The 17,451-nt window shown below is 32.5% G+C and carries 25 protein-coding genes; all 25 read left to right on the forward strand.

Features of this window, described 5'->3' with window-relative positions; genetic code table 11:
- Window positions 1–18: 18 nt before the first annotated feature.
- The 25 genes from COL3_RS12835 to COL3_RS12950 all read left to right on the forward strand — a co-directional run bounded on the left by COL3_RS12835 (window position 19) and on the right by COL3_RS12950 (window position 17,450).
- Window positions 19–342: a hypothetical protein gene (locus tag COL3_RS12835; RefSeq protein ID WP_008422159.1), complete on the forward strand. Its 324-nt coding sequence runs from the start codon at window positions 19–21 to the stop codon at window positions 340–342.
- Window positions 343–428: 86 nt separating this feature from the next.
- Entirely contained in the window at window positions 429–1,208 is a 780-nt protein-coding gene (locus COL3_RS28790) for an ORF6C domain-containing protein (RefSeq protein WP_008422157.1), read from the forward strand.
- 2 nt (window positions 1,209–1,210) lie between these two features.
- On the forward strand, window positions 1,211–1,603 hold the full coding sequence (locus tag COL3_RS12845; RefSeq protein WP_008422154.1) for a RusA family crossover junction endodeoxyribonuclease: 393 nt from the start codon (window positions 1,211–1,213) through the stop codon (window positions 1,601–1,603).
- Between the two features lie 113 nt (window positions 1,604–1,716).
- Window positions 1,717–2,031 (forward strand): hypothetical protein, encoded by a 315-nt coding sequence (locus COL3_RS12850; RefSeq protein WP_008422151.1) that lies wholly within the window; start codon window positions 1,717–1,719, stop codon window positions 2,029–2,031.
- Window positions 2,006–2,350: a hypothetical protein gene (locus COL3_RS12855; protein ID WP_008422149.1), complete on the forward strand. Its 345-nt coding sequence runs from the start codon at window positions 2,006–2,008 to the stop codon at window positions 2,348–2,350. Before COL3_RS12850 ends, COL3_RS12855 begins: the two co-directional genes overlap by 26 nt.
- 11 nt (window positions 2,351–2,361) lie before the next feature.
- Window positions 2,362–2,787 carry a DNA-directed RNA polymerase specialized sigma subunit, sigma24 gene (locus tag COL3_RS12860; protein WP_008422147.1) on the forward strand — a complete coding sequence of 142 codons (426 nt, stop codon included), beginning with the start codon at window positions 2,362–2,364 and terminating at the stop codon, window positions 2,785–2,787.
- Between the two features lie 358 nt (window positions 2,788–3,145).
- Window positions 3,146–3,346 carry a hypothetical protein gene (locus COL3_RS12865; protein ID WP_008422145.1) on the forward strand — a complete coding sequence of 67 codons (201 nt, stop codon included), beginning with the start codon at window positions 3,146–3,148 and terminating at the stop codon, window positions 3,344–3,346.
- Window positions 3,347–3,400: 54 nt separating this feature from the next.
- Window positions 3,401–3,646, forward strand: a complete 246-nt coding sequence (locus COL3_RS12870) for a hypothetical protein (RefSeq protein ID WP_008422143.1) — start codon at window positions 3,401–3,403, stop codon at window positions 3,644–3,646.
- Window positions 3,647–3,712: 66 nt separating this feature from the next.
- Window positions 3,713–4,636 carry a terminase small subunit gene (locus COL3_RS12875; RefSeq protein WP_008422141.1) on the forward strand — a complete coding sequence of 308 codons (924 nt, stop codon included), beginning with the start codon at window positions 3,713–3,715 and terminating at the stop codon, window positions 4,634–4,636.
- Window positions 4,620–5,897 (forward strand): PBSX family phage terminase large subunit, encoded by a 1,278-nt coding sequence (locus tag COL3_RS12880; protein WP_008422139.1) that lies wholly within the window; start codon window positions 4,620–4,622, stop codon window positions 5,895–5,897. Before COL3_RS12875 ends, COL3_RS12880 begins: the two co-directional genes overlap by 17 nt.
- Before the next feature lie 15 nt (window positions 5,898–5,912).
- Window positions 5,913–7,463 (forward strand): DUF1073 domain-containing protein, encoded by a 1,551-nt coding sequence (locus COL3_RS12885; RefSeq protein ID WP_242982126.1) that lies wholly within the window; start codon window positions 5,913–5,915, stop codon window positions 7,461–7,463.
- Window positions 7,399–8,157, forward strand: a complete 759-nt coding sequence (locus tag COL3_RS12890) for a phage minor head protein (protein WP_242982127.1) — start codon at window positions 7,399–7,401, stop codon at window positions 8,155–8,157. The genes COL3_RS12885 and COL3_RS12890 overlap by 65 nt, the downstream gene beginning before the upstream one ends.
- Window positions 8,158–8,328: 171 nt before the next feature.
- Window positions 8,329–9,624 carry a DUF2213 domain-containing protein gene (locus COL3_RS12895; RefSeq protein ID WP_008422133.1) on the forward strand — a complete coding sequence of 432 codons (1,296 nt, stop codon included), beginning with the start codon at window positions 8,329–8,331 and terminating at the stop codon, window positions 9,622–9,624.
- Between the two features lies 1 nt (window position 9,625).
- Window positions 9,626–10,159: a hypothetical protein gene (locus COL3_RS12900; RefSeq protein ID WP_008422129.1), complete on the forward strand. Its 534-nt coding sequence runs from the start codon at window positions 9,626–9,628 to the stop codon at window positions 10,157–10,159.
- Window positions 10,160–10,175: 16 nt separating this feature from the next.
- The gene (locus COL3_RS12905; protein WP_008422126.1) at window positions 10,176–11,189 is read left to right on the forward strand and encodes a DUF2184 domain-containing protein; all 1,014 of its coding nucleotides are present in this window, start codon (window positions 10,176–10,178) and stop codon (window positions 11,187–11,189) included.
- 88 nt (window positions 11,190–11,277) lie between these two features.
- A complete protein-coding gene (locus tag COL3_RS12910) occupies window positions 11,278–11,478 on the forward strand; it encodes a hypothetical protein (RefSeq protein ID WP_008422124.1) in 201 nt (66 codons plus the stop codon).
- 10 nt (window positions 11,479–11,488) lie between these two features.
- The gene (locus tag COL3_RS12915; protein ID WP_008422122.1) at window positions 11,489–11,956 is read left to right on the forward strand and encodes a DUF4054 domain-containing protein; all 468 of its coding nucleotides are present in this window, start codon (window positions 11,489–11,491) and stop codon (window positions 11,954–11,956) included.
- A 14-nt stretch (window positions 11,957–11,970) separates the two neighbouring features.
- Entirely contained in the window at window positions 11,971–12,549 is a 579-nt protein-coding gene (locus COL3_RS12920) for a hypothetical protein (protein WP_008422121.1), read from the forward strand.
- Window positions 12,549–12,929 carry a hypothetical protein gene (locus COL3_RS12925; protein WP_008422120.1) on the forward strand — a complete coding sequence of 127 codons (381 nt, stop codon included), beginning with the start codon at window positions 12,549–12,551 and terminating at the stop codon, window positions 12,927–12,929. The genes COL3_RS12920 and COL3_RS12925 overlap by 1 nt, the downstream gene beginning before the upstream one ends.
- The gene (locus COL3_RS12930) at window positions 12,929–13,486 is read left to right on the forward strand and encodes a hypothetical protein (RefSeq protein WP_008422119.1); all 558 of its coding nucleotides are present in this window, start codon (window positions 12,929–12,931) and stop codon (window positions 13,484–13,486) included. Before COL3_RS12925 ends, COL3_RS12930 begins: the two co-directional genes overlap by 1 nt.
- Window positions 13,487–13,497: 11 nt before the next feature.
- Window positions 13,498–14,604 carry a DUF3383 family protein gene (locus COL3_RS12935; protein ID WP_008422118.1) on the forward strand — a complete coding sequence of 369 codons (1,107 nt, stop codon included), beginning with the start codon at window positions 13,498–13,500 and terminating at the stop codon, window positions 14,602–14,604.
- Window positions 14,605–14,614: 10 nt separating this feature from the next.
- The gene (locus COL3_RS12940) at window positions 14,615–15,076 is read left to right on the forward strand and encodes a phage protein (RefSeq protein WP_008422117.1); all 462 of its coding nucleotides are present in this window, start codon (window positions 14,615–14,617) and stop codon (window positions 15,074–15,076) included.
- A 14-nt stretch (window positions 15,077–15,090) separates the two neighbouring features.
- The gene (locus COL3_RS12945; RefSeq protein ID WP_008422116.1) at window positions 15,091–15,549 is read left to right on the forward strand and encodes a phage tail assembly chaperone; all 459 of its coding nucleotides are present in this window, start codon (window positions 15,091–15,093) and stop codon (window positions 15,547–15,549) included.
- A gap of 32 nt (window positions 15,550–15,581) precedes the next feature.
- Window positions 15,582–15,710: a hypothetical protein gene (locus tag COL3_RS29590; protein WP_278286671.1), complete on the forward strand. Its 129-nt coding sequence runs from the start codon at window positions 15,582–15,584 to the stop codon at window positions 15,708–15,710.
- A 3-nt stretch (window positions 15,711–15,713) separates the two neighbouring features.
- Complete coding sequence (locus COL3_RS12950; protein ID WP_008422114.1) at window positions 15,714–17,450, forward strand: hypothetical protein; 1,737 nt, start codon at window positions 15,714–15,716, stop codon at window positions 17,448–17,450.
- The last annotated feature ends 1 nt before the right edge of the window (window position 17,451 follow it).

Genomic DNA, 17,451 nt, shown 5'->3' on the forward strand with positions numbered 1-17,451 from the left:
AAAGGAGTTGAGAAATGAATGAGGTTTCTCAAAACAAACAATAAAAATTGGAAGTTGCTGTGTAAGGGAGAAGTACAAGCCAAGCAATTGGAAATTGATTTCAAGGATGTTGATATAACCATGAAATTTGAAGTGGGACAAAAGATTAAGATTGAAAGAGCCGAGGAAGTTGGCAAGAAAAGGCTTAAGTCAAATAAAATTGGAGAGATTGTTGATGTTACAAAAAGAATCATAGTTCTTCAGTATGAAAATTACAAAGAAAGCTTAAGCGTAGCAGATTTTCAAAAATATAAAATTTACATTAGAAATAACAACAATTGGGTTAGGTTAAAGATTAAATAAAACTAAATATGAGAATTCAATTATGTCACTGTACTAAGATTTCATTCTCATATGACAATCATTTGCTAATAAAAGGAGGAAAACAAATGGATAAGCTAATTGTAAAAGGAATTAAAAACATTGAAGGAATGGAATTTCATGATATTGAAGGTGGATTTGGTGAAGGTAAAAAAGCAATGTTAGCAAAAGAAATTGCGGAAATTCATAACAAACCATTAGGGGATATAAACAGAAGGATTAATGATAATATAAAAAGATTTAAAAAAGGGATTGACATTATTGATTTAGCAGGAACAGATTTCGTTATGGATTTGAAGCATAACGGAATTTATACTCAAAATGCATTGAATGTAAGCAAAAATATTTACCTTTTATCAGAAAGAGGATATTCAAAATTACTCAAGATTTTAGAAGATGACACTGCATGGGAACAATATGAAAAAATAGTTGATGGTTATTTTAATATGAGGTCAGGGATCCCTAAAATGTCTAAAGAATTGCAAGCAATATTTATGTTAGATGAAAAAACTGAAAAAATAGATGAAAGACTTACTGGATTAGAAAACAACATGACAATAGATCATGGTCAAGCGCGCAATATTAAATTAGCAGTAGATTTAAAAGTAAGAAAACTATGTTGTGGAAATGAAAGTGCTGCTTATCAAAACAAGAATCTAAGAAGTAAAGTTTATAGATATATCTGGAGGAGCGTAAAGGATTATTTTAATGTTACAGCCTATCACAATTTATTAAGAAAAGACATTGATAATGTAACTAACTATATAAATAACTTAGGTTTACAAGGGGCTTTATTAAGAGAAGTCCAAGAAACAAATAATCAAATGTGTTTTAAGCAGGAGGCGTAATAATGGTAGTAGTAGAAGGAACAATAAAAGGCAAGGCTCGCCCAAGAGTATTTGGTAAACATGCCATAACTCCAGAAGATACAGTTAACTATGAAAACTGGGTAAAAATTTGCTATCAACAGCAGGACGGAAGATGTATAGATGGTCCTGTCAAAGCAACAATTAATGTTTATCATAAGGTACCTAAGAGTTATACAAAGAAAAGATTAAAAGCTATAAGAGAAGGTCTGGAATATCCTCAAAAGAAACCAGATGCAGATAATATAGCAAAGATAATTTTGGATAGCTTGAACAAAATTGCCTTTACTGATGATAGTCAGGTAGTAGAGCTTATAGTTAATAAATTATGGACTGAAGATAATGAACGTGTGGAGTTTGAATTGCAAGAAGTTTAATTATTCATAAATTAACAGAGTTACAAAGGCGTGGACAATCCAAATTGCAAGTGTCCAACCTTTGGGAATTCAGAATCACATGACCATCACATAAGAAAGAAGGTTAAAAATAAATGAAAATTAATATAGGAGATTATTTAATAGAATCTGATTCAATGCAATTTATAGTAAAGGAAAAGAAGATTGTCCAAGATGGAGAGAATAAGGGCAAAGAATATTGGGTTAATGCAGCGTATTGTTGTAAGTTTGATGAAGCACTTAGATTTATACCGAATGAAGTTTTAAGAGCTAATGATGACATAGATATCATAATGGATAAATTTAAGCAAATACAGGCAGATATTAAGGCTATAGCAAATATGCCAGCAATAGAAATAAAAGCAAGTAATGGAGGTATAACTGATGAATCCACAGGAGCTAATGAATAAATTAGATACATGTATACTTGCTTTATCGCAAGGAAATATAGAGCAAAAAAAATTGGGATTAGAAAAAGCTAAAACTGAAAGAGATTATAGAATTAAATATAACCAAAAGATGCTGCAGTTAAAAATGGACAAGTGCCAGGCAACATTAGTTTCAACTTTAGCTAAAAGTGATCCGGAGGTTTCAGAACTAGCAATGAAAAGAGATATAGCTGAAAGTGCTTATTATACATGTATAAGTGCAACAGAGAACTTAAGACTAGAGATTGAGATAATAAGGACAAAATTGGCTTGGCTAAGAGCTGAGTTAAACAATAGTTAGGAGGATGTTTTATGTACGAAGATATAAAACAAAGGTTAAGGAATTATAAAAAGATATTAGCTAAAAGAAATGAATATGAACTTCAGATAAAAGAATTAGAAGAGGATATTGGAATTACTGAACCACCCCAGGGCGAAGCTACAGGAAAGACTTATAAAATTAGTAGCGTATCAGAAAATCAGGCAATAGAATTAGCAGAAAAGAAATTAAGACTTCAAGAATTAATTAACATAAACCAAAAAGAAATAGACCATATACAAAATGCACTTAGTGGATTAAGAGAATGGGAAAGGCAAGCTATAGAATTAAGATTTGTAGAAGAGCGAAGAATTGAGAGTGTTTGTTATATTATGAATAGGGCAAAAAAAACAATTAATAAATATATAGCGAATGGGTTAAAAGAAATGCATGAAATATTAAAAGATGATATAGCCTAAAAGTATCCGAAAATTACCCCAAAAATGAGAAAAAATGAGGTTTATAATATAAGGTGTAAATAATCCGGCAAAGCGTATACCCAACGCAGTTATTGGATTAAGGTTATGGACAGGCAAGACCGTGTAACCTCTCATAAATTCTCAATGCCCTTTTATAACATAAAAATACCTTGTAGAGTTGAAGCCTTAGGTTTATACCTGAGAGATTAGTAGACGATATGAGGTATTTTATTATGCTTATAAGTCAGTAGAAACAAAAAATATATTATGAAAGGAAGTGGATCCCTCCATGGCCTTAATATATAGTATCTACTGACTTAATTTTCAATTCAATAAAATAGAAAGGAGCAATAAGCAGATGCAAAGTATTTATTCAGTATTCAAATGCAAAAGAAGAAAATGTGATAGAGAAATGATACTTATAACTGAAGAAGTAATAAAAGCAAAAAGTGAAGGTAAATATTTGGCCTGTGTTTATTGTGGCTGTAAGGATCCAAAGAAGATAAAGGAAACTGATAGCATAAAAGATTGCTTTAAAAATGATGAGAAGAAAAGGTGAAAACTACTGTTAGAATTATATAAATAGTTATATAATAGTGAACGAGGTGATACTATGGGATTTATAAAAAGACAACCTAAAAGTAATAGTGGTAAAAAAGCTGCCAACAAGCAATTTAACCTGCATTTATATCTAATGTTTGCTGGGATAATATGCTTAATCTTAGGATTTAAATTTCATCAATTATTTGAGTTAGCAGTATTTTTTGAATTATTTGGTTTATCAGTATTGTTTAAAAATTGGAAAAGAATAAATGAGGAATATGAAAAAGGAAAGAAAAACAAGACACTTACTAAATAGTAGGTGTTATTTTTATATTTAAAATTATTAGAGCTGAAATGAGAAGGTAGGTGGTGACAATGAAGTATGGCTAGAGCTCCAAATGAAAAATTAATTAAAGCTGAAGAATTATTTAAAAAAGGTTACAAGCTAATAGATATATCAAAGGAACTAGATATTCCTGAAGGTACTATTAGAAGTTGGAAGAATAGATATAATTGGGATAATGATAATAATGCAACGTTGCAAAAAAGTGAAAAGAAAAAACGCAACGTTGCAAATAAAGATGCAACTAAAAAGAAAATTAGAAAAGCAGCCATTGCAGATGAAGTTAAAGAAGTATTAGAAAATACTGAACTTAATGACAAGCAAAGGCTTTTTTGTGTTATATATGCTAAAAGAATGAATGCAACTAAAGCATATCAACAAGCATATCATTGTAGTTATGAAACAGCTATGGTTGCAGGGCCAAGGTTGTTAGGAAATGTTAGGATAAAAGAACAGGTGGATTCATTAACTCAACTTCAGTTCAACAAGGAAGCTCTTAAAAGAAGTGTTATTCAAAAATATATAGATATAGCTTTTTCTGACATAACTGACTTTATGAAATTTGGAAAGAAAGATGAGATATGCTATGACAGCTATGGTAAGCCTATCTTAGATGATGAAGGAATGATAAAAACTAAAGAAGTGAGTTATGTAGAATTAAAGGAAAGCAATCAAATTGATGGCACTTTAATTAGTGAAATAAGCGAAGGCAATGTAGGAATAAAAGTTAAACTTTTAGATAAAATGAAGGCCTTAGAATTTTTAACTAAGCATTGTAATTTATTGGCAGATGAAGAGAAGATTAAGATTGAGATTGAAAATAAGAAATTAGAAAATGAAAAACTCAAAGCAGAAATTGCAAAGAATAATGGTTCAGGTAATAATGATATTCCTGATGATGGATTTGTGAATGCACTAGAAGGAACAGCAGCGGAGGATTGGAAAGATGAGCAAGATAGTTAAAGCTATTTTTAAATTTAAACCTTTTTCGCTTAAGCAAAGGAAAGTACTAAACTGGTGGACTAATACAAGTCCAGTAAAAGATAAAGATGGAATAATAGCTGATGGTGCAATAAGAAGTGGTAAAACTGTTTCGATGGCACTTTCTTTTGTTATGTGGGCAATGGAAAACTTTGATGGTTATAATTTTGCTATGTGTGGTAAAACTGTAGGAAGCTTCAGACGTAATGTTTGGTTTGTATTAAAACTAATGCTATTATCCAGAGGATACAGATTTGTAGATCATAAAACAGATAACTATGTTGAAATTACTAGAAATGGTAAACTTAATTATTTTTATATTTTTGGCGGAAGAGATGAAAGTTCTCAAGACCTTATCCAAGGTATTACATTAGCAGGAATATTCTTTGATGAGGTCGCTTTAATGCCTGAAAGCTTTGTTAACCAAGGCACAGGACGTTGTTCTGTTGAAGGTTCTAAATATTGGTTTAACTGTAACCCAGATGGGCCACAACATTGGTTTAAAACTAACTGGATAGATAAAGCAAAAGAAAAGACTATTATTTATCTTCACTTTACTATGGATGATAACTTAAGCTTATCTGAAAAAATTAAAAAGCGTTATAGAAATATGTATACTGGTGTTTTCTTTAAACGCTATATTTTAGGTTTATGGGTAATGGCTAGTGGAGCGATCTTTGACATGTGGAATGAAGAAAATGAAATAAACGAAGAGGATTTGCCAGAAGGATTAAAGTACATAGCTAGGAGATACATTGCTATTGACTATGGAACAACCAATCCTATGGTTTTTCTGGATATTTATGATGATGGAGACACAGCATGGGTAATAAGGGAATATTACTATGACTCTAAAGAAAAGCAAGCTCAGAAAACTGACAAACAGTACGCTGATGATTTACAAGAGTTCATAGAAGATGGTATTCCACCAACAGCAGTTATACTTGACCCAAGTGCAGCAAGTTTTAAAGCAGAACTTAGAGCTAGAGGAATAAGAGTAAAGGATGCTGACAATGAAGTTAGTGATGGAATAAGAATGACATCAACTATGATTTTTAAAAGAAAAATTAAAATGGTTAAGAATAAATGCAAGAGAACTATTAGGGATATAACATCTTATATTTGGGATGCTAAAGCTGCAGAACGTGGTGAAGAAAAACCAGTTAAGATTGCTGACCATGGAGCAGATGCTACAAGATATTTTGTTAAAACAATAATTAGACCGAGAAGGTTAGCAGCATAGAAAGGAGGTAAAATGGTGAAAAAAAGCAAAAGGTATAGAAAGTACACTACAGATTCAAAACCACAAGCGGTAACCAATACAAGTAAATCTAAAAGAACTGCAACAATGGATGCCTTTCAAAATGTTCTAGCAAGATTAGGCGCTGGAACACCAAACCTCCTTGAAGCAACAGATTATCCTATGACTAGGCTTACTCAGAACTTTCAATTATTAAATAGCCTGTATAGATCACATTGGATTATCAGAAAGATAATTGATACATTCCCTGAAGATATGTGTAAGAACTGGATAACCATTAAAACTCAAATGGAACCAAGAGATATTGAAAGATTTAATAAATTACAACGTACTACAAGAGTGAAAAGAGATGTTTTACAAACTCTCAAGTGGGCAAGGCTTTATGGTGGAGCAGGAGCTGTAATTATAATTGAAGGGCATGAGGACATGCTAGATCAGTCATTGGATTATGACACTATAATGCCACAATCTTTCAAAGGGCTTATTCCATGCGATAGATGGACAGGTTTAACACCGGATGCAGAATTGATAACAGATGTGACAAGTCCTGATTTTGGATTACCAAAGTATTATCATTGGGTAACTGATGAGTTTAGCATCAAAGTACATCATAGTAGAGTTTTAAGATTCACAGGAAGAGAAATGCCACCATTAGAAAGATATACAGAACAACAATGGGGAGCTTCAGAAGTTGAAATTGTATTTGATGAATTAAAGAAGAGAGATAATACTAGTTGGAATATTGCACAGCTAGTTTTTTTAGCTAATTTAAAAGTTTTAAAAATGTCTGACTTTGGAGAATTACTTGCAGTTGGTAATGAAGAATCTCAAAAAGACTTATACAATACATTACAAGCTCTAAATTGGCTAATGAATAACATGGGAATGTATATCTTAAATCAAGGAGATGATTTTCAAACACATCAGTATACATTTAGTGGTTTAAACGAAATATATGAATCTTTTATGCTAGATATTGCAGGTGCAGCTGAAATGCCGGTTACTAAAATATTCGGTAGAAGTCCACAGGGAATGAATGCTACTGGTGATGGAGATAAGGACAACTATTATAATACAGTAGAACAAAAGCAAGAAGCGCAATTGACTCCAGCACTTGATAAGTTGCTACCTATAATGTTTATGTCCGAGTTTGGTGCAGTTCCGGATGATTTAGATTATGAATATAATCCTATTGAAACACCAAGCGAAGAAAAGGTTGCAGAAATTATTGATAAGAAAACTACAGCCATTATCAATGTATATAATGCTGGAATAATACCGCAAAAAGTTGCATTAAAGGAATTAAGGCAAATGAGCAGTACAACAAATATGTTCACTAACATTACTGATGAAGATATAGAAAAAGCAGACAATGAAGTTGACATAGGAGATATTCCAGGTGGTGAATTAGATGAACAAGAAGAACATATGGATTCCGAAAATGAGAATAGAGAAGGAATACCAACGCTCGTTAGAACGAGTGATGAAAAAGTTAGAAAAAAAACTTGGTGGTTTAACAAATATAGACGAAATTATAAGAACTATTAAGAAGTTTTCTAATGATCCAGATTTTAAAAGATATGCAAACAAGGAAGCTAGAAAACTTGTAACCAACTTATTTGTTGATGGAGGGAAAACATGGAGAGAAGCAGCAAGAAAAAGTACTCAAGGCAGAATGATATATGAAAGGCTTAAAAGTGAATTACATGGACCTTTAAATGCTGCGCTAAATTTTGAAATTCAGAAAAATGCTGAAATAATAAAGAGTATTCCTTTAAATATATCAAAAGAAGTAACTGAACATATTTTAAATGAATCAATGTCAGGCAGAAGAGCTTCAAATATAGCAGAAGATTTACAAGAAATGATTCCTAAACTGACTAAAAGCAAAGCAAAATTAATTGCTAGAACCGAGACTAGTAAAACAAGTACTGCGCTAACTAAAGCAAGATGTGAAAGTTTAGGCATTAACTGGTACATTTGGAGAACTAGTGAGGATAGAAGAGTAAGAAGTTCTCATTCTCATATGGAAGGTGTCTTAGTATGTTGGAATAATCCACCTAGTCCAGAAGCACTAACAAATGAAAAGAATGTTGGTTTTTATCATGCGGGAGACATTTACAATTGCAGATGTTATCCTCAACCTGTTATTAAATTAGATTATATTAAATGGCCTCAAAAAGTTTATTATAATGGACAGATTATTACTATGACTAGAAAACAGTTTGAATCAATTATGTAAGAGGTAGATAGATATGTTTAACAAATTAAAAGCTAAAGCGATATATAATTATTTAGTGAATAATAGGTACCGCAAAAGAGCAATGAAATTTAATAGAAATAGGTTTAGATAGTCTTAGAAATAAGGCTTTTAATTTTGCTTAAAATTCCTTGAAGGGAGGTGAAAACAAACATGAAAGCATTTTATGGTTCGAGAATAAGTGAGAACATGACAGTAACTCCAGATGGCTTTTTGGTGTGTCATAACGTACCTATAGCTAGAACAGGATGGTATGATTATTTACCACAGGAGATTGGTACTGAAGGTGATGGAATAGTAAAAGTGTATAGAAGTCCAGAAGAGGTTTTTAGTAAACAAGCTATGGCATCATTTGAAGGTAAACCAACAACTGATGAACATCCACCGGACTTGCTTACACCTGATAATTCAACGTTTTATACTAAAGGTGCAGTTCAAAATGTAAGGCAAAGTCCAACTGAACAGGACTTATTATTAGCAGATTTAATTATTTATAATTCTACCTTAATAGATGAAATAATGAACAAAGGAAAAAGAGAGGTTAGCTGTGGATATGAATGTAACTATGTTAACAATGGAGATGGAACATATAGTCAAGTGCAAATATGCGGTAATCATGTAGCTGTTGTAGAAGCAGGAAGAGCAGGAGACCGTGTTGCAATAAAAGATTCTAAAAATCAAAACATTGAAGGAGGAAAAAAGAAAATGAAAATACCAAAACAACAACGTGGACCAGTAACAAATTTTTTTGCTGCATTAGGAATTAAACATTTTGCAAAAGATGCAGAGCCAGAAGAAATTTCAGAAGCTTTAGATGCATTGGCAGAAGAAAGAAAAGATGATGAGGGTGAAGAAATCGAAAAGAAATGCAAGCCTGAAACATCAGCCAATGATGAAAGTGTAAATCCAGAAGTAGCAGATTTGTCTCAAAAGGTAGATAAATTAACTGAGTTAGTTACGCAGTTAGTAACTAGTAAAGCTAATGATGAAGAGAAGAAACCAGAAGATGCTATTGATGAACTTATTGGAGAACTTTCAAAAGGTGAAAAGAGCACAGGTGATGAAGAGGAATCTGTAACAGTTCCAGTTGATGAAATGGATGAAGATATTCCAGACGGAGTTGTAACTGATCCAGAGGATAGACCAGAAAATCCAATTTCAAATACTGATAGTGCTGCTATGATAAGAGCATTAAAAGCAATGAAACCAGTTATTGCAGCTATAAAGGATCCAAGCGAAAGAAAGAAGGCTTGTGATAGCTTAATGGCAGAATTTAAGAAATCTAAGAAAACTACATCTAAAGATAATGGATATCAAAAAATACTAAATGCACAAAGAAAAAATTCTCAAACTAAAGCTCAAAAAGCATCAGATTCAAAAGAAAAACAATTTGATGATATACAAAATAGTTATGCTAAAAAGAATTCGCATTATAAGGGGGAAAAGTAATATGCCAGGAAGTGCAATAGGAATTGAATTAAATTTAGGTTATCCAGGTTCAGTATCAAGATCAATTGATACAATAATTACTCCAAGGCCGGTAAAAAGCGTTGTAACTGAAGGAAATGAAACACAACCAAGTATTTTATTTGGTGAACCAGTTATATTAAATACAGACAATACTTATTCAAGATTTGGAGCGTCAGGAACAGCAGCTACATTTGCAGGTATTGCAGTAAGAGAAGTTAAACAAGCAACAGATTATTATGCAGGCTGTGGTTCATACCTTCCAGGAGAAATTATGGATGTAATTGAAAGAGGAAGTGTTACGGTTAAATGTAATGCAGGTACTCCAACTTCAGGAGGAAAAGTTTATGTAAGAACAGCAGTAAATACTTCAATACCAACTGGAGTTGTAGGACAGTTTGAAGCGGAAGCAGATGGTACAAATACAGTAGAAATCACAAATGCAAGATGGAAAACTGGTAAGAAAGACAGTAATAACGTTGCTGAATTAACAATACTTACTAGAGTAAATCCTTAGAAGGAGGGAATATTAAATGTTAGTAAATAATGGACAAACATATGGAGTTAATGGAATTGTAGCAGACCCACGTATAGCGATGGATTCAGCTGCTCTTGGTAGTGGAATGGCTTTCTTAGTAGGAGAATTAGAAAAGAAAGACACCAAGCTTAATGAACCGCTTGCATCAGTAACATTTGCAAGAGATATGCCAATTGATGTAGGTGGAGGATGGGTTGAAACTACTTCTAACCTATTTGTAGACTATGCTACGACTGGTGGAAATGGAAGTGGATTAATTAGAGGACAATCGAATGATATTCCAGTAATCCAGGGTAATACAAGCAAAGATTTATTCAAGGTATTTGGATGGAGTAATATCTTAAAAGTTCCATTTATAGATCAACAAAGAATGCAAGGCATAGGTAGATCTTTAGATAGTATTTTAGATAATGGAATAAAATTAAACTATAACAAATCGCTTGATTATATGTGCTATAAAGGTGTTCCAGAAGAAAAAGTTTATGGATTAGTAAATAATCCTAACATTGCAACTTCAACAGTTGCAAAAAATGCTGCTGGTACATCTACCAAATGGGCTGATAAAACACCAGATGAAATATTAATGGATATTAATACTTTACTAACTGATACATGGACAAATTCAGAGTATGATAATAGTGGTATGGCAAATCATATTCTTGTACCACCACAAAATTATACTTTACTTGTCACTAGAAAAGTAAGTGAAGCGGGTAATGTATCCATATTAAACTATTTACTTGAGAATAATATTGGTAAAAATCAAGGCGTTGATTTAGATATCCAACCAAGCAGGTGGTGCACAGGTGCTGGATTAAATGATTCTAATAGAATGGTTGCTTATGTTAATGATAAAAGTAAAATAAAAATGGATATTCCGGTACCATTAATGAGAGCAATGACACAACAAAGTGTTGAGAATATGGCATATCTTACAGGGTATGTTGCAAACATAGGACAAGTTAAGCACTTATACTATCAATGCTGTGAATATGCTGATGGTATTTAAAAAATAATATTTAATTTAATATGAGGCAATAAACAGGTTTTAGTTATTACTAAGGCTTTTTTATTGCCTAATTTTAGGAGGTAAAGAAATGTTAGTATATTCGACTAAAACTGTAAAATGCAAAGGTGATTCAGAAAATGTAGTTATATCATGCTATCAATCTAAAGAAGTACCAGATTGGGTTGCTAAAACAGAAGATTTTAAAGCAGCGATAAATGATGGTTGTATGAGTATTTTAAAAAATAGAAAACAAAAAAGTGCAGCAGAAAATGGAGACTTGGACAAGTAGGTGATCAAGCATGTTAGGAGTAATAGCTGATGCTAGTAATTTAAAAACAGGTACTAATCCAACATTCACATTAGATGATTTTTATTTAATATATCCTCAATTTGGAGATTCAAATGGGAAATATGTTGTGCCACAGGAAATCTCTCAAGTTTTTTTAGATTTAGCTCACGCAAGTATTAAAGAAACTAGATGGCATAAATCTTGGCGAATAGCTATGGGATGGTTTATGGCACATTTTTTGACTATTTATTTGCAAGGGATAGCAGATCCTGATAGTGGTGCAGCAGTAGTGCTAAAAGCTGGTCAAGCTCAAGGACTTCAAACTTCGGTTAGTGTAGGAGATGTATCCGTAAGTACCGATTATACTACCATAGCTAATAGTATAAATGGTTGGGCAGCATGGAAGCTAACATCATATGGTACCCAATTAGCTAATATTGGGAAATTACTTGGTAAAGGTGGCATGTATGTTTATTAAAAGAGGGTGAACTTATGCTAAAGGGTTTTACAGATGTAACAATAACTAAAGATTTAACTGAAAATATAATAAAATCTCTCAATGATTTATCTAAAAAGACTGTGTGTATAGGCATTCCAGATAGCACAGAACATGAAAATAGTGAATTATCAAATGCACAAATACTTTATCTTAATACGAATGGTGTAAGAGATAAGGACATGATCAAAGAAATGCAACATGATTTAAAAGATATGCCTTATAGTAAAGCACATGAATTATATGTACATGAACATGGTTCGCCATTATGGAAAATACCACCTAGACCAATCTTACAACCTGCCATGGATAATAAACAGAATCAAGAGCAAATGGCCGAATTAATGAAAGATGCTGTCAATGTAGCTTTAGAAGGTGGTAATATTTCTCCTGCTTTAGAAGAGGTGGGAATGCAAGGCCAGAATGTAGCTAGAGAGTGGTTTACTAATCCAGAGAATGATTGGGCTGAAAATGCTAAAAGCACAATAAAAGCTAAAGGCAGTGATAGACCCTTGATTGACACAGGTGAATTAAGAAAATCTATAACATATATAATAAAGGATGGTGATATTTAATGATTGATGTATCATCCGTTATATTAGATCCAAGTTTTGCACAAACATTCACTGTTTATAGAATAAGTGGTGATTGGGTAGGTGCAAGGTTTGTAAATAATGAACCAGAAGTAATAAATATGGTAGGAACAATAAGTATAGCAAACGCAAAACAAATCGAATTCATCCCTGAAGGTGATAGAATTGGTGGAGAAATTGCAATCCATACAACGGAGCCTTTATATTGTTCAAGAAATATAAATGATGATAGTGGAGATGAAGAATCATATATTGCTGATGAATTAGAGTGGCATGGTGAGAGATATAAAGTATATCAGGTCAATGAATACAGCGATTATGGTTATTATTTCGCTATTGGGCAAAGAAAGAAAACAGATTAATGTCAGACCAAATACTAATCTTAAAAGAGTTAGAAGATTTTTTTGCAAGCATTACTTATATGATACTAGGTTTAGATCCTACATTAAAAGAAAATAAAGGAAAAGTAAGGTTGGCTTGGCCTAAAGATGGTGCGCCTTCGTGGAAAATTGATGATGATATATGTTTTTTACGAATAACTCCAATTGATGATAGACAAGCTAGACAATTAAATATTATTTATAGTCCAGATGAAGAAGATAAGGATTATTTGAAAAAGAAAACAGGCTATACAAGAGTGCATAAAATAGATTGGACTTTTTACGGTCCTAACTCTTATGACAATGCTGACTTAATTAGATATTCGATATTAGAACCTCATTTATATAAGGAAACTTTTAAAGAAAAGAATCTTTTTATAATAACTGATGTTCCAATGCCTACACGTTTACCAGAATTATACAATGGTCAATGGTGGGAAAGGACTGATTTTTCAGCAACTTTTAATGAGGCAGTTATAAGAGAAACTAAGATACCATATATCAAGAGCGCAAGCTTTGAACTAATAAAAGATAAATAGGAGGAATTTTTATGAGTACTTTACCATTAAATGATGTTGTGGATGTATCGGTTAGCGTTGGTCCAGTTACCCAAGTTAGAAGTAATTTTAATTTAGGGTTAATTGTTGGTAAATCTACTATTATAACTATAAATGAAAGAGTTAAGACATATACTAAAATCGGTGATTTAACCGCTGACGGATGGACAGGCACAGAACCGGAATATTTGGCAGCGCAAATGTACTTTTCGCAATCTCCAAAGCCTAGCAAAGTGGCCATAGGTAGATGGGACGGGACTGATGAAACTGCAGTGCAAGCGGTAACAGCGTGTAGGGAAGCAAACTCAGAATGGTATGCATGTACAGTTTGCCAAGCTGAGAAAGCAGATATTGTAGCAGTTGCAACATATATAGATTCTTGCACGCCAGAAAGCACATATTTTGCAACAACAGGTGATAGTGATGTGTTAGCTGGCACAGCAGGGAATCTGCTAGAAACATTAAAGAAAAATGGGGTTCACAGAACATTAGTACAGTATTCAACTACAGAAGATGCAGTAGTAGCAATTATGGCTTATGCTATGGCAGCAAATACCCAAACAAGCGGTTCTGCATATACATTGAAATTTAAAAGTGAGGTAGGAGTTCAAGCGGAAAATTTAACATCAACTCAAGTTACTATTATAAAGAACAATAACGGTAATGTTTATATAAACAGGGGTTCAGTTTATAATTTGTTTGAGGATGGAATTACATGCGATGGGACTCATTACGACGAAATAATAAATTTAGATGTATTAACTAATAATCTTCAAGCGGCAACAATTAATTCGCTTATCGAAAGTTCTAAAATAGCACAAACAGATGATGGAATGGATTTATTATTAAATGCTTTAACTACTCCACTCGAAAAAGCTAGAACTATTGGTTTTATAAAAGAGGGTATTTGGAGCTCGGCTAGCATTTTAACAGTTAGCACAGGTGATATGTTAACAAGAGGGTATAAAATATTAGCTGATAGTATTGCGTCCCAAACACAAGCGGATAGAGAAGCAAGAAAAGCACCACCAATTTATATACTTGTTAAATTATCTGGCGCAATTGAAGATGTATCAATCAAATTATATGTAAATAGATAGGAGGAGAATAATGGGAACATCATATACAACTTATAGTTTTTCAGATGTAACAGGTTCGTTTTCGCATCCAAATGTTGGTTCTAAATCAACTACTGGTGCGGGGTTGGGCAGTATTACAACCTCACAATCGACAACTAAAACTGCTCATGAGGTTTCAGCCGATGGTAGGGTTATGATTTCAAAGATTGCAGGGGAGAATGGGACAGTGGCAATTACAATGCAACAAACTTCAGAACTCCATCAATGGTTTTTAAGTTGGTATAACTATATTAACGGTTCAAGTGCATCAACAGATGATTGGGCAGCAATGTCATTAACAATCAAAAATAATAATTTAGGAGAAATAACCACTTGCACAGGGGTTTCCCCGGAAAAACTTGCAGATAGACCATATCAAGCGCAAGGACAAAACGTTACTTGGAACTTGATGGCAGCAGAAATAACTACTGAAGGAAATACAAGCTCTAATTAAGGAGGGATTAATTTATGGATATTCCAGAAAACTATAAAGATATAGAAATCAATGGTAGAAAATTTAGATTAAATAAAATGGATGCAAAAACAGGATCCTTTATGTTATTTAAATTAATGAAGATTTTAACACCTATGGTTAAGAATATAAAGACAGATGAAAAAGAAGTAGATTTAGCTAATTTAAATCTAACAGAAATTGCTGAATCTTTATTTGATTTAGAAGAAAAAGAGTTTAGATATATTCAAGATAACGCTTTGCAGGTAGTTCAAGAATTGTTAGGAGCTGGGCCAACGAAAGTTTTAAATCAATTTGGAGAATTTGAAGCAAATAATATTGAATTTGATACAGGATTAGTAATGAACCTTACAGTTCAAAGCTTATATTTCAATATCAAGGGTTTTTTCAAAGGAAGCCCCTTGGAATCGATGTTGAAGGGGCTGAATATATCCCAGTTGAATTTAAAAATGTAGATGCATTTTTATATGCTCCAGTGATAGCTAAAATGTGGAAACAACATGAGGTTTGGGATGGCACTTATACGCTAGATGATTTACTAGATGCTCATGAAATACTGGCGGTAACACATGAAAATGAGAAACGAGCATATGAAGCCAGCAAAAAGGAGGTGTAATTCTTGGCGATAGATTTAATAAAGGAATATTTAGTCGGGATTGGATTTCAAATAGATGAAAATTCTTTTAATCAAACTAAAAGTTCAATGGATGATGCCGACAAAACAATAACTAAATTTAATAAAAATAGTCAAGAAGGTTTTTCAAATACAAATGATGTATTGAAAGATCTTTTTAGTTTATTACAAACATCCAGCGGAACAATAGGTAAGTTATTTCCAGAATTACAAGGACCTTTTAAGGGGTTAATAGGAAATTTAAACCTAATAAAAAAGCTATATAGTGATTTAACTAATACCAAAGAACCGCAAAAGCCAAATATAAAAAACGAGAAACCGAAACCAAATTCAAAAACAGATTTTAAAGCAAAGTCACAGCAAGAAAGTCATTTTACACCAGCAAATACAACTGTGACCAATAAAAATCCAATAAGTAAATCATTACAAGTAATGCCCCAAAATAAAGAATTAGCAGATTCATCAAAGAACTTAGTTGATGTAGTACTTGATGCTAAAGATGCAGCAAAAGGATTAGCGGAAGAGGGCGGGAATGCTTTTAAATTATTTTCAGCCGGAGCGTTGGGACCCATTGCGGCAGTTGTGGCTGGTGTAGCAGCAGTAACATTAGCGGTAAGAGGTCTAGCTAAATTTTTGAATGGATTGGCGAATCAAGATATAGAATATGAAAAATTATCAAGACAATTATGGACGACAAAAGAAAATGCCAAAGAAGTGGACATGGCACTAAAAACACTTGGCGTCTCTATGCAAGATTTGTGGTTGAGTCCGACACTACTAAAACAGTTCAATCAGTTAAGGCAAGATTCAAAAGCTTTAAAACTTCCTAAAGAATACACTGATAATTTAAAAGTGGTACAAGGTATAGGATTAGAATTTTCAAGACTCAGGCAACTTGGCCAATTAGCTTTCCAATGGATAGGTAATTATATTCTTAAATATGCAGCTGGGCCACTCAAAGATATAAAAGCAGCATTACACGATTTTAATGATAGTTTAATTAAGAATATAAAGCCCATTGCAGCTGTAATAGGTACTAGCATTGGATTACTTATTAAAATTATTGCCGTCATAATAAAAGTAGGAACAATTTTCTTTAAAGTATTATTTCCTATTGTAGATTTAATAAAACTAATAGGAAGCGCATTTGAAAAATTACCGGAATCAACTAAAAAGAGTATAAAAGATATAATATCAATACTTATTATACTAACTAATCCTTTATTGTTAATTATAGGGTTGATAGATGATCTAATGACATATTTTAAAGGCGGTAAATCATTAACAGGTACGTTTATCGATAAGTTTAATAAAGAGCTTGATGGCTCAGGTAAGAAAATTAAAAGTGTAATTGATTATTTTAAAAATCTAAAGAAAGAAATATTGAATAGCGACTTTGTAAAATGGATTGAAAGTGTTGGAAATAGTTTAGGGAAAAAAATTAAAGATATTAAGAATGGTGATTTTAAAGATTTACTTGGAGATATAAGCATAAAGGTGAAAGATTTCTCGAATCCAAATATGAATAAGGTTGTATCGAACTATGCAACATCAAATACAAGTAATACTAGCAATACAACAACTACAACCCAGAACTCCCATAATACAGTAACAAATGAGAATAAGGTTTATGTTTATGGTACAGATTCAAATTCTACAGGCAAGGCAGTAAAAAACAATTTAACAGGAATTACAGTTAGAAATCTACAGGGAGGGTATTAAT

Origin of the sequence: Clostridium sp. LS (assembly GCF_002760435.1) — a bacterium.
Taxonomy (GTDB): domain Bacteria; phylum Bacillota; class Clostridia; order Clostridiales; family Clostridiaceae; genus Clostridium.

What these genes read in the sequence shown, in the direction of transcription:
- COL3_RS12835 (WP_008422159.1), top strand. Translation starts at nt 19, where the DNA reads ATGAGGTTTCTCAAAACAAACAATAAAAATTGGAAGTTGCTGTGTAAG.
- COL3_RS28790 (WP_008422157.1), top strand. Translation starts at nt 429, where the DNA reads ATGGATAAGCTAATTGTAAAAGGAATTAAAAACATTGAAGGAATGGAA.
- COL3_RS12845 (WP_008422154.1), top strand. Translation starts at nt 1,211, where the DNA reads ATGGTAGTAGTAGAAGGAACAATAAAAGGCAAGGCTCGCCCAAGAGTA.
- COL3_RS12850 (WP_008422151.1), top strand. Translation starts at nt 1,717, where the DNA reads ATGAAAATTAATATAGGAGATTATTTAATAGAATCTGATTCAATGCAA.
- COL3_RS12855 (WP_008422149.1), top strand. Translation starts at nt 2,006, where the DNA reads ATGAATCCACAGGAGCTAATGAATAAATTAGATACATGTATACTTGCT.
- COL3_RS12860 (WP_008422147.1), top strand. Translation starts at nt 2,362, where the DNA reads ATGTACGAAGATATAAAACAAAGGTTAAGGAATTATAAAAAGATATTA.
- COL3_RS12865 (WP_008422145.1), top strand. Translation starts at nt 3,146, where the DNA reads ATGCAAAGTATTTATTCAGTATTCAAATGCAAAAGAAGAAAATGTGAT.
- COL3_RS12870 (WP_008422143.1), top strand. Translation starts at nt 3,401, where the DNA reads ATGGGATTTATAAAAAGACAACCTAAAAGTAATAGTGGTAAAAAAGCT.
- COL3_RS12875 (WP_008422141.1), top strand. Translation starts at nt 3,713, where the DNA reads ATGGCTAGAGCTCCAAATGAAAAATTAATTAAAGCTGAAGAATTATTT.
- COL3_RS12880 (WP_008422139.1), top strand. Translation starts at nt 4,620, where the DNA reads ATGAGCAAGATAGTTAAAGCTATTTTTAAATTTAAACCTTTTTCGCTT.
- COL3_RS12890 (WP_242982127.1), top strand. Translation starts at nt 7,399, where the DNA reads ATGAAAAAGTTAGAAAAAAAACTTGGTGGTTTAACAAATATAGACGAA.
- COL3_RS12895 (WP_008422133.1), top strand. Translation starts at nt 8,329, where the DNA reads ATGAAAGCATTTTATGGTTCGAGAATAAGTGAGAACATGACAGTAACT.
- COL3_RS12900 (WP_008422129.1), top strand. Translation starts at nt 9,626, where the DNA reads ATGCCAGGAAGTGCAATAGGAATTGAATTAAATTTAGGTTATCCAGGT.
- COL3_RS12905 (WP_008422126.1), top strand. Translation starts at nt 10,176, where the DNA reads ATGTTAGTAAATAATGGACAAACATATGGAGTTAATGGAATTGTAGCA.
- COL3_RS12910 (WP_008422124.1), top strand. Translation starts at nt 11,278, where the DNA reads ATGTTAGTATATTCGACTAAAACTGTAAAATGCAAAGGTGATTCAGAA.
- COL3_RS12915 (WP_008422122.1), top strand. Translation starts at nt 11,489, where the DNA reads ATGTTAGGAGTAATAGCTGATGCTAGTAATTTAAAAACAGGTACTAAT.
- COL3_RS12920 (WP_008422121.1), top strand. Translation starts at nt 11,971, where the DNA reads ATGCTAAAGGGTTTTACAGATGTAACAATAACTAAAGATTTAACTGAA.
- COL3_RS12925 (WP_008422120.1), top strand. Translation starts at nt 12,549, where the DNA reads ATGATTGATGTATCATCCGTTATATTAGATCCAAGTTTTGCACAAACA.
- COL3_RS12930 (WP_008422119.1), top strand. Translation starts at nt 12,929, where the DNA reads ATGTCAGACCAAATACTAATCTTAAAAGAGTTAGAAGATTTTTTTGCA.
- COL3_RS12935 (WP_008422118.1), top strand. Translation starts at nt 13,498, where the DNA reads ATGAGTACTTTACCATTAAATGATGTTGTGGATGTATCGGTTAGCGTT.
- COL3_RS12940 (WP_008422117.1), top strand. Translation starts at nt 14,615, where the DNA reads ATGGGAACATCATATACAACTTATAGTTTTTCAGATGTAACAGGTTCG.
- COL3_RS12945 (WP_008422116.1), top strand. Translation starts at nt 15,091, where the DNA reads ATGGATATTCCAGAAAACTATAAAGATATAGAAATCAATGGTAGAAAA.
- COL3_RS29590 (WP_278286671.1), top strand. Translation starts at nt 15,582, where the DNA reads ATGTGGAAACAACATGAGGTTTGGGATGGCACTTATACGCTAGATGAT.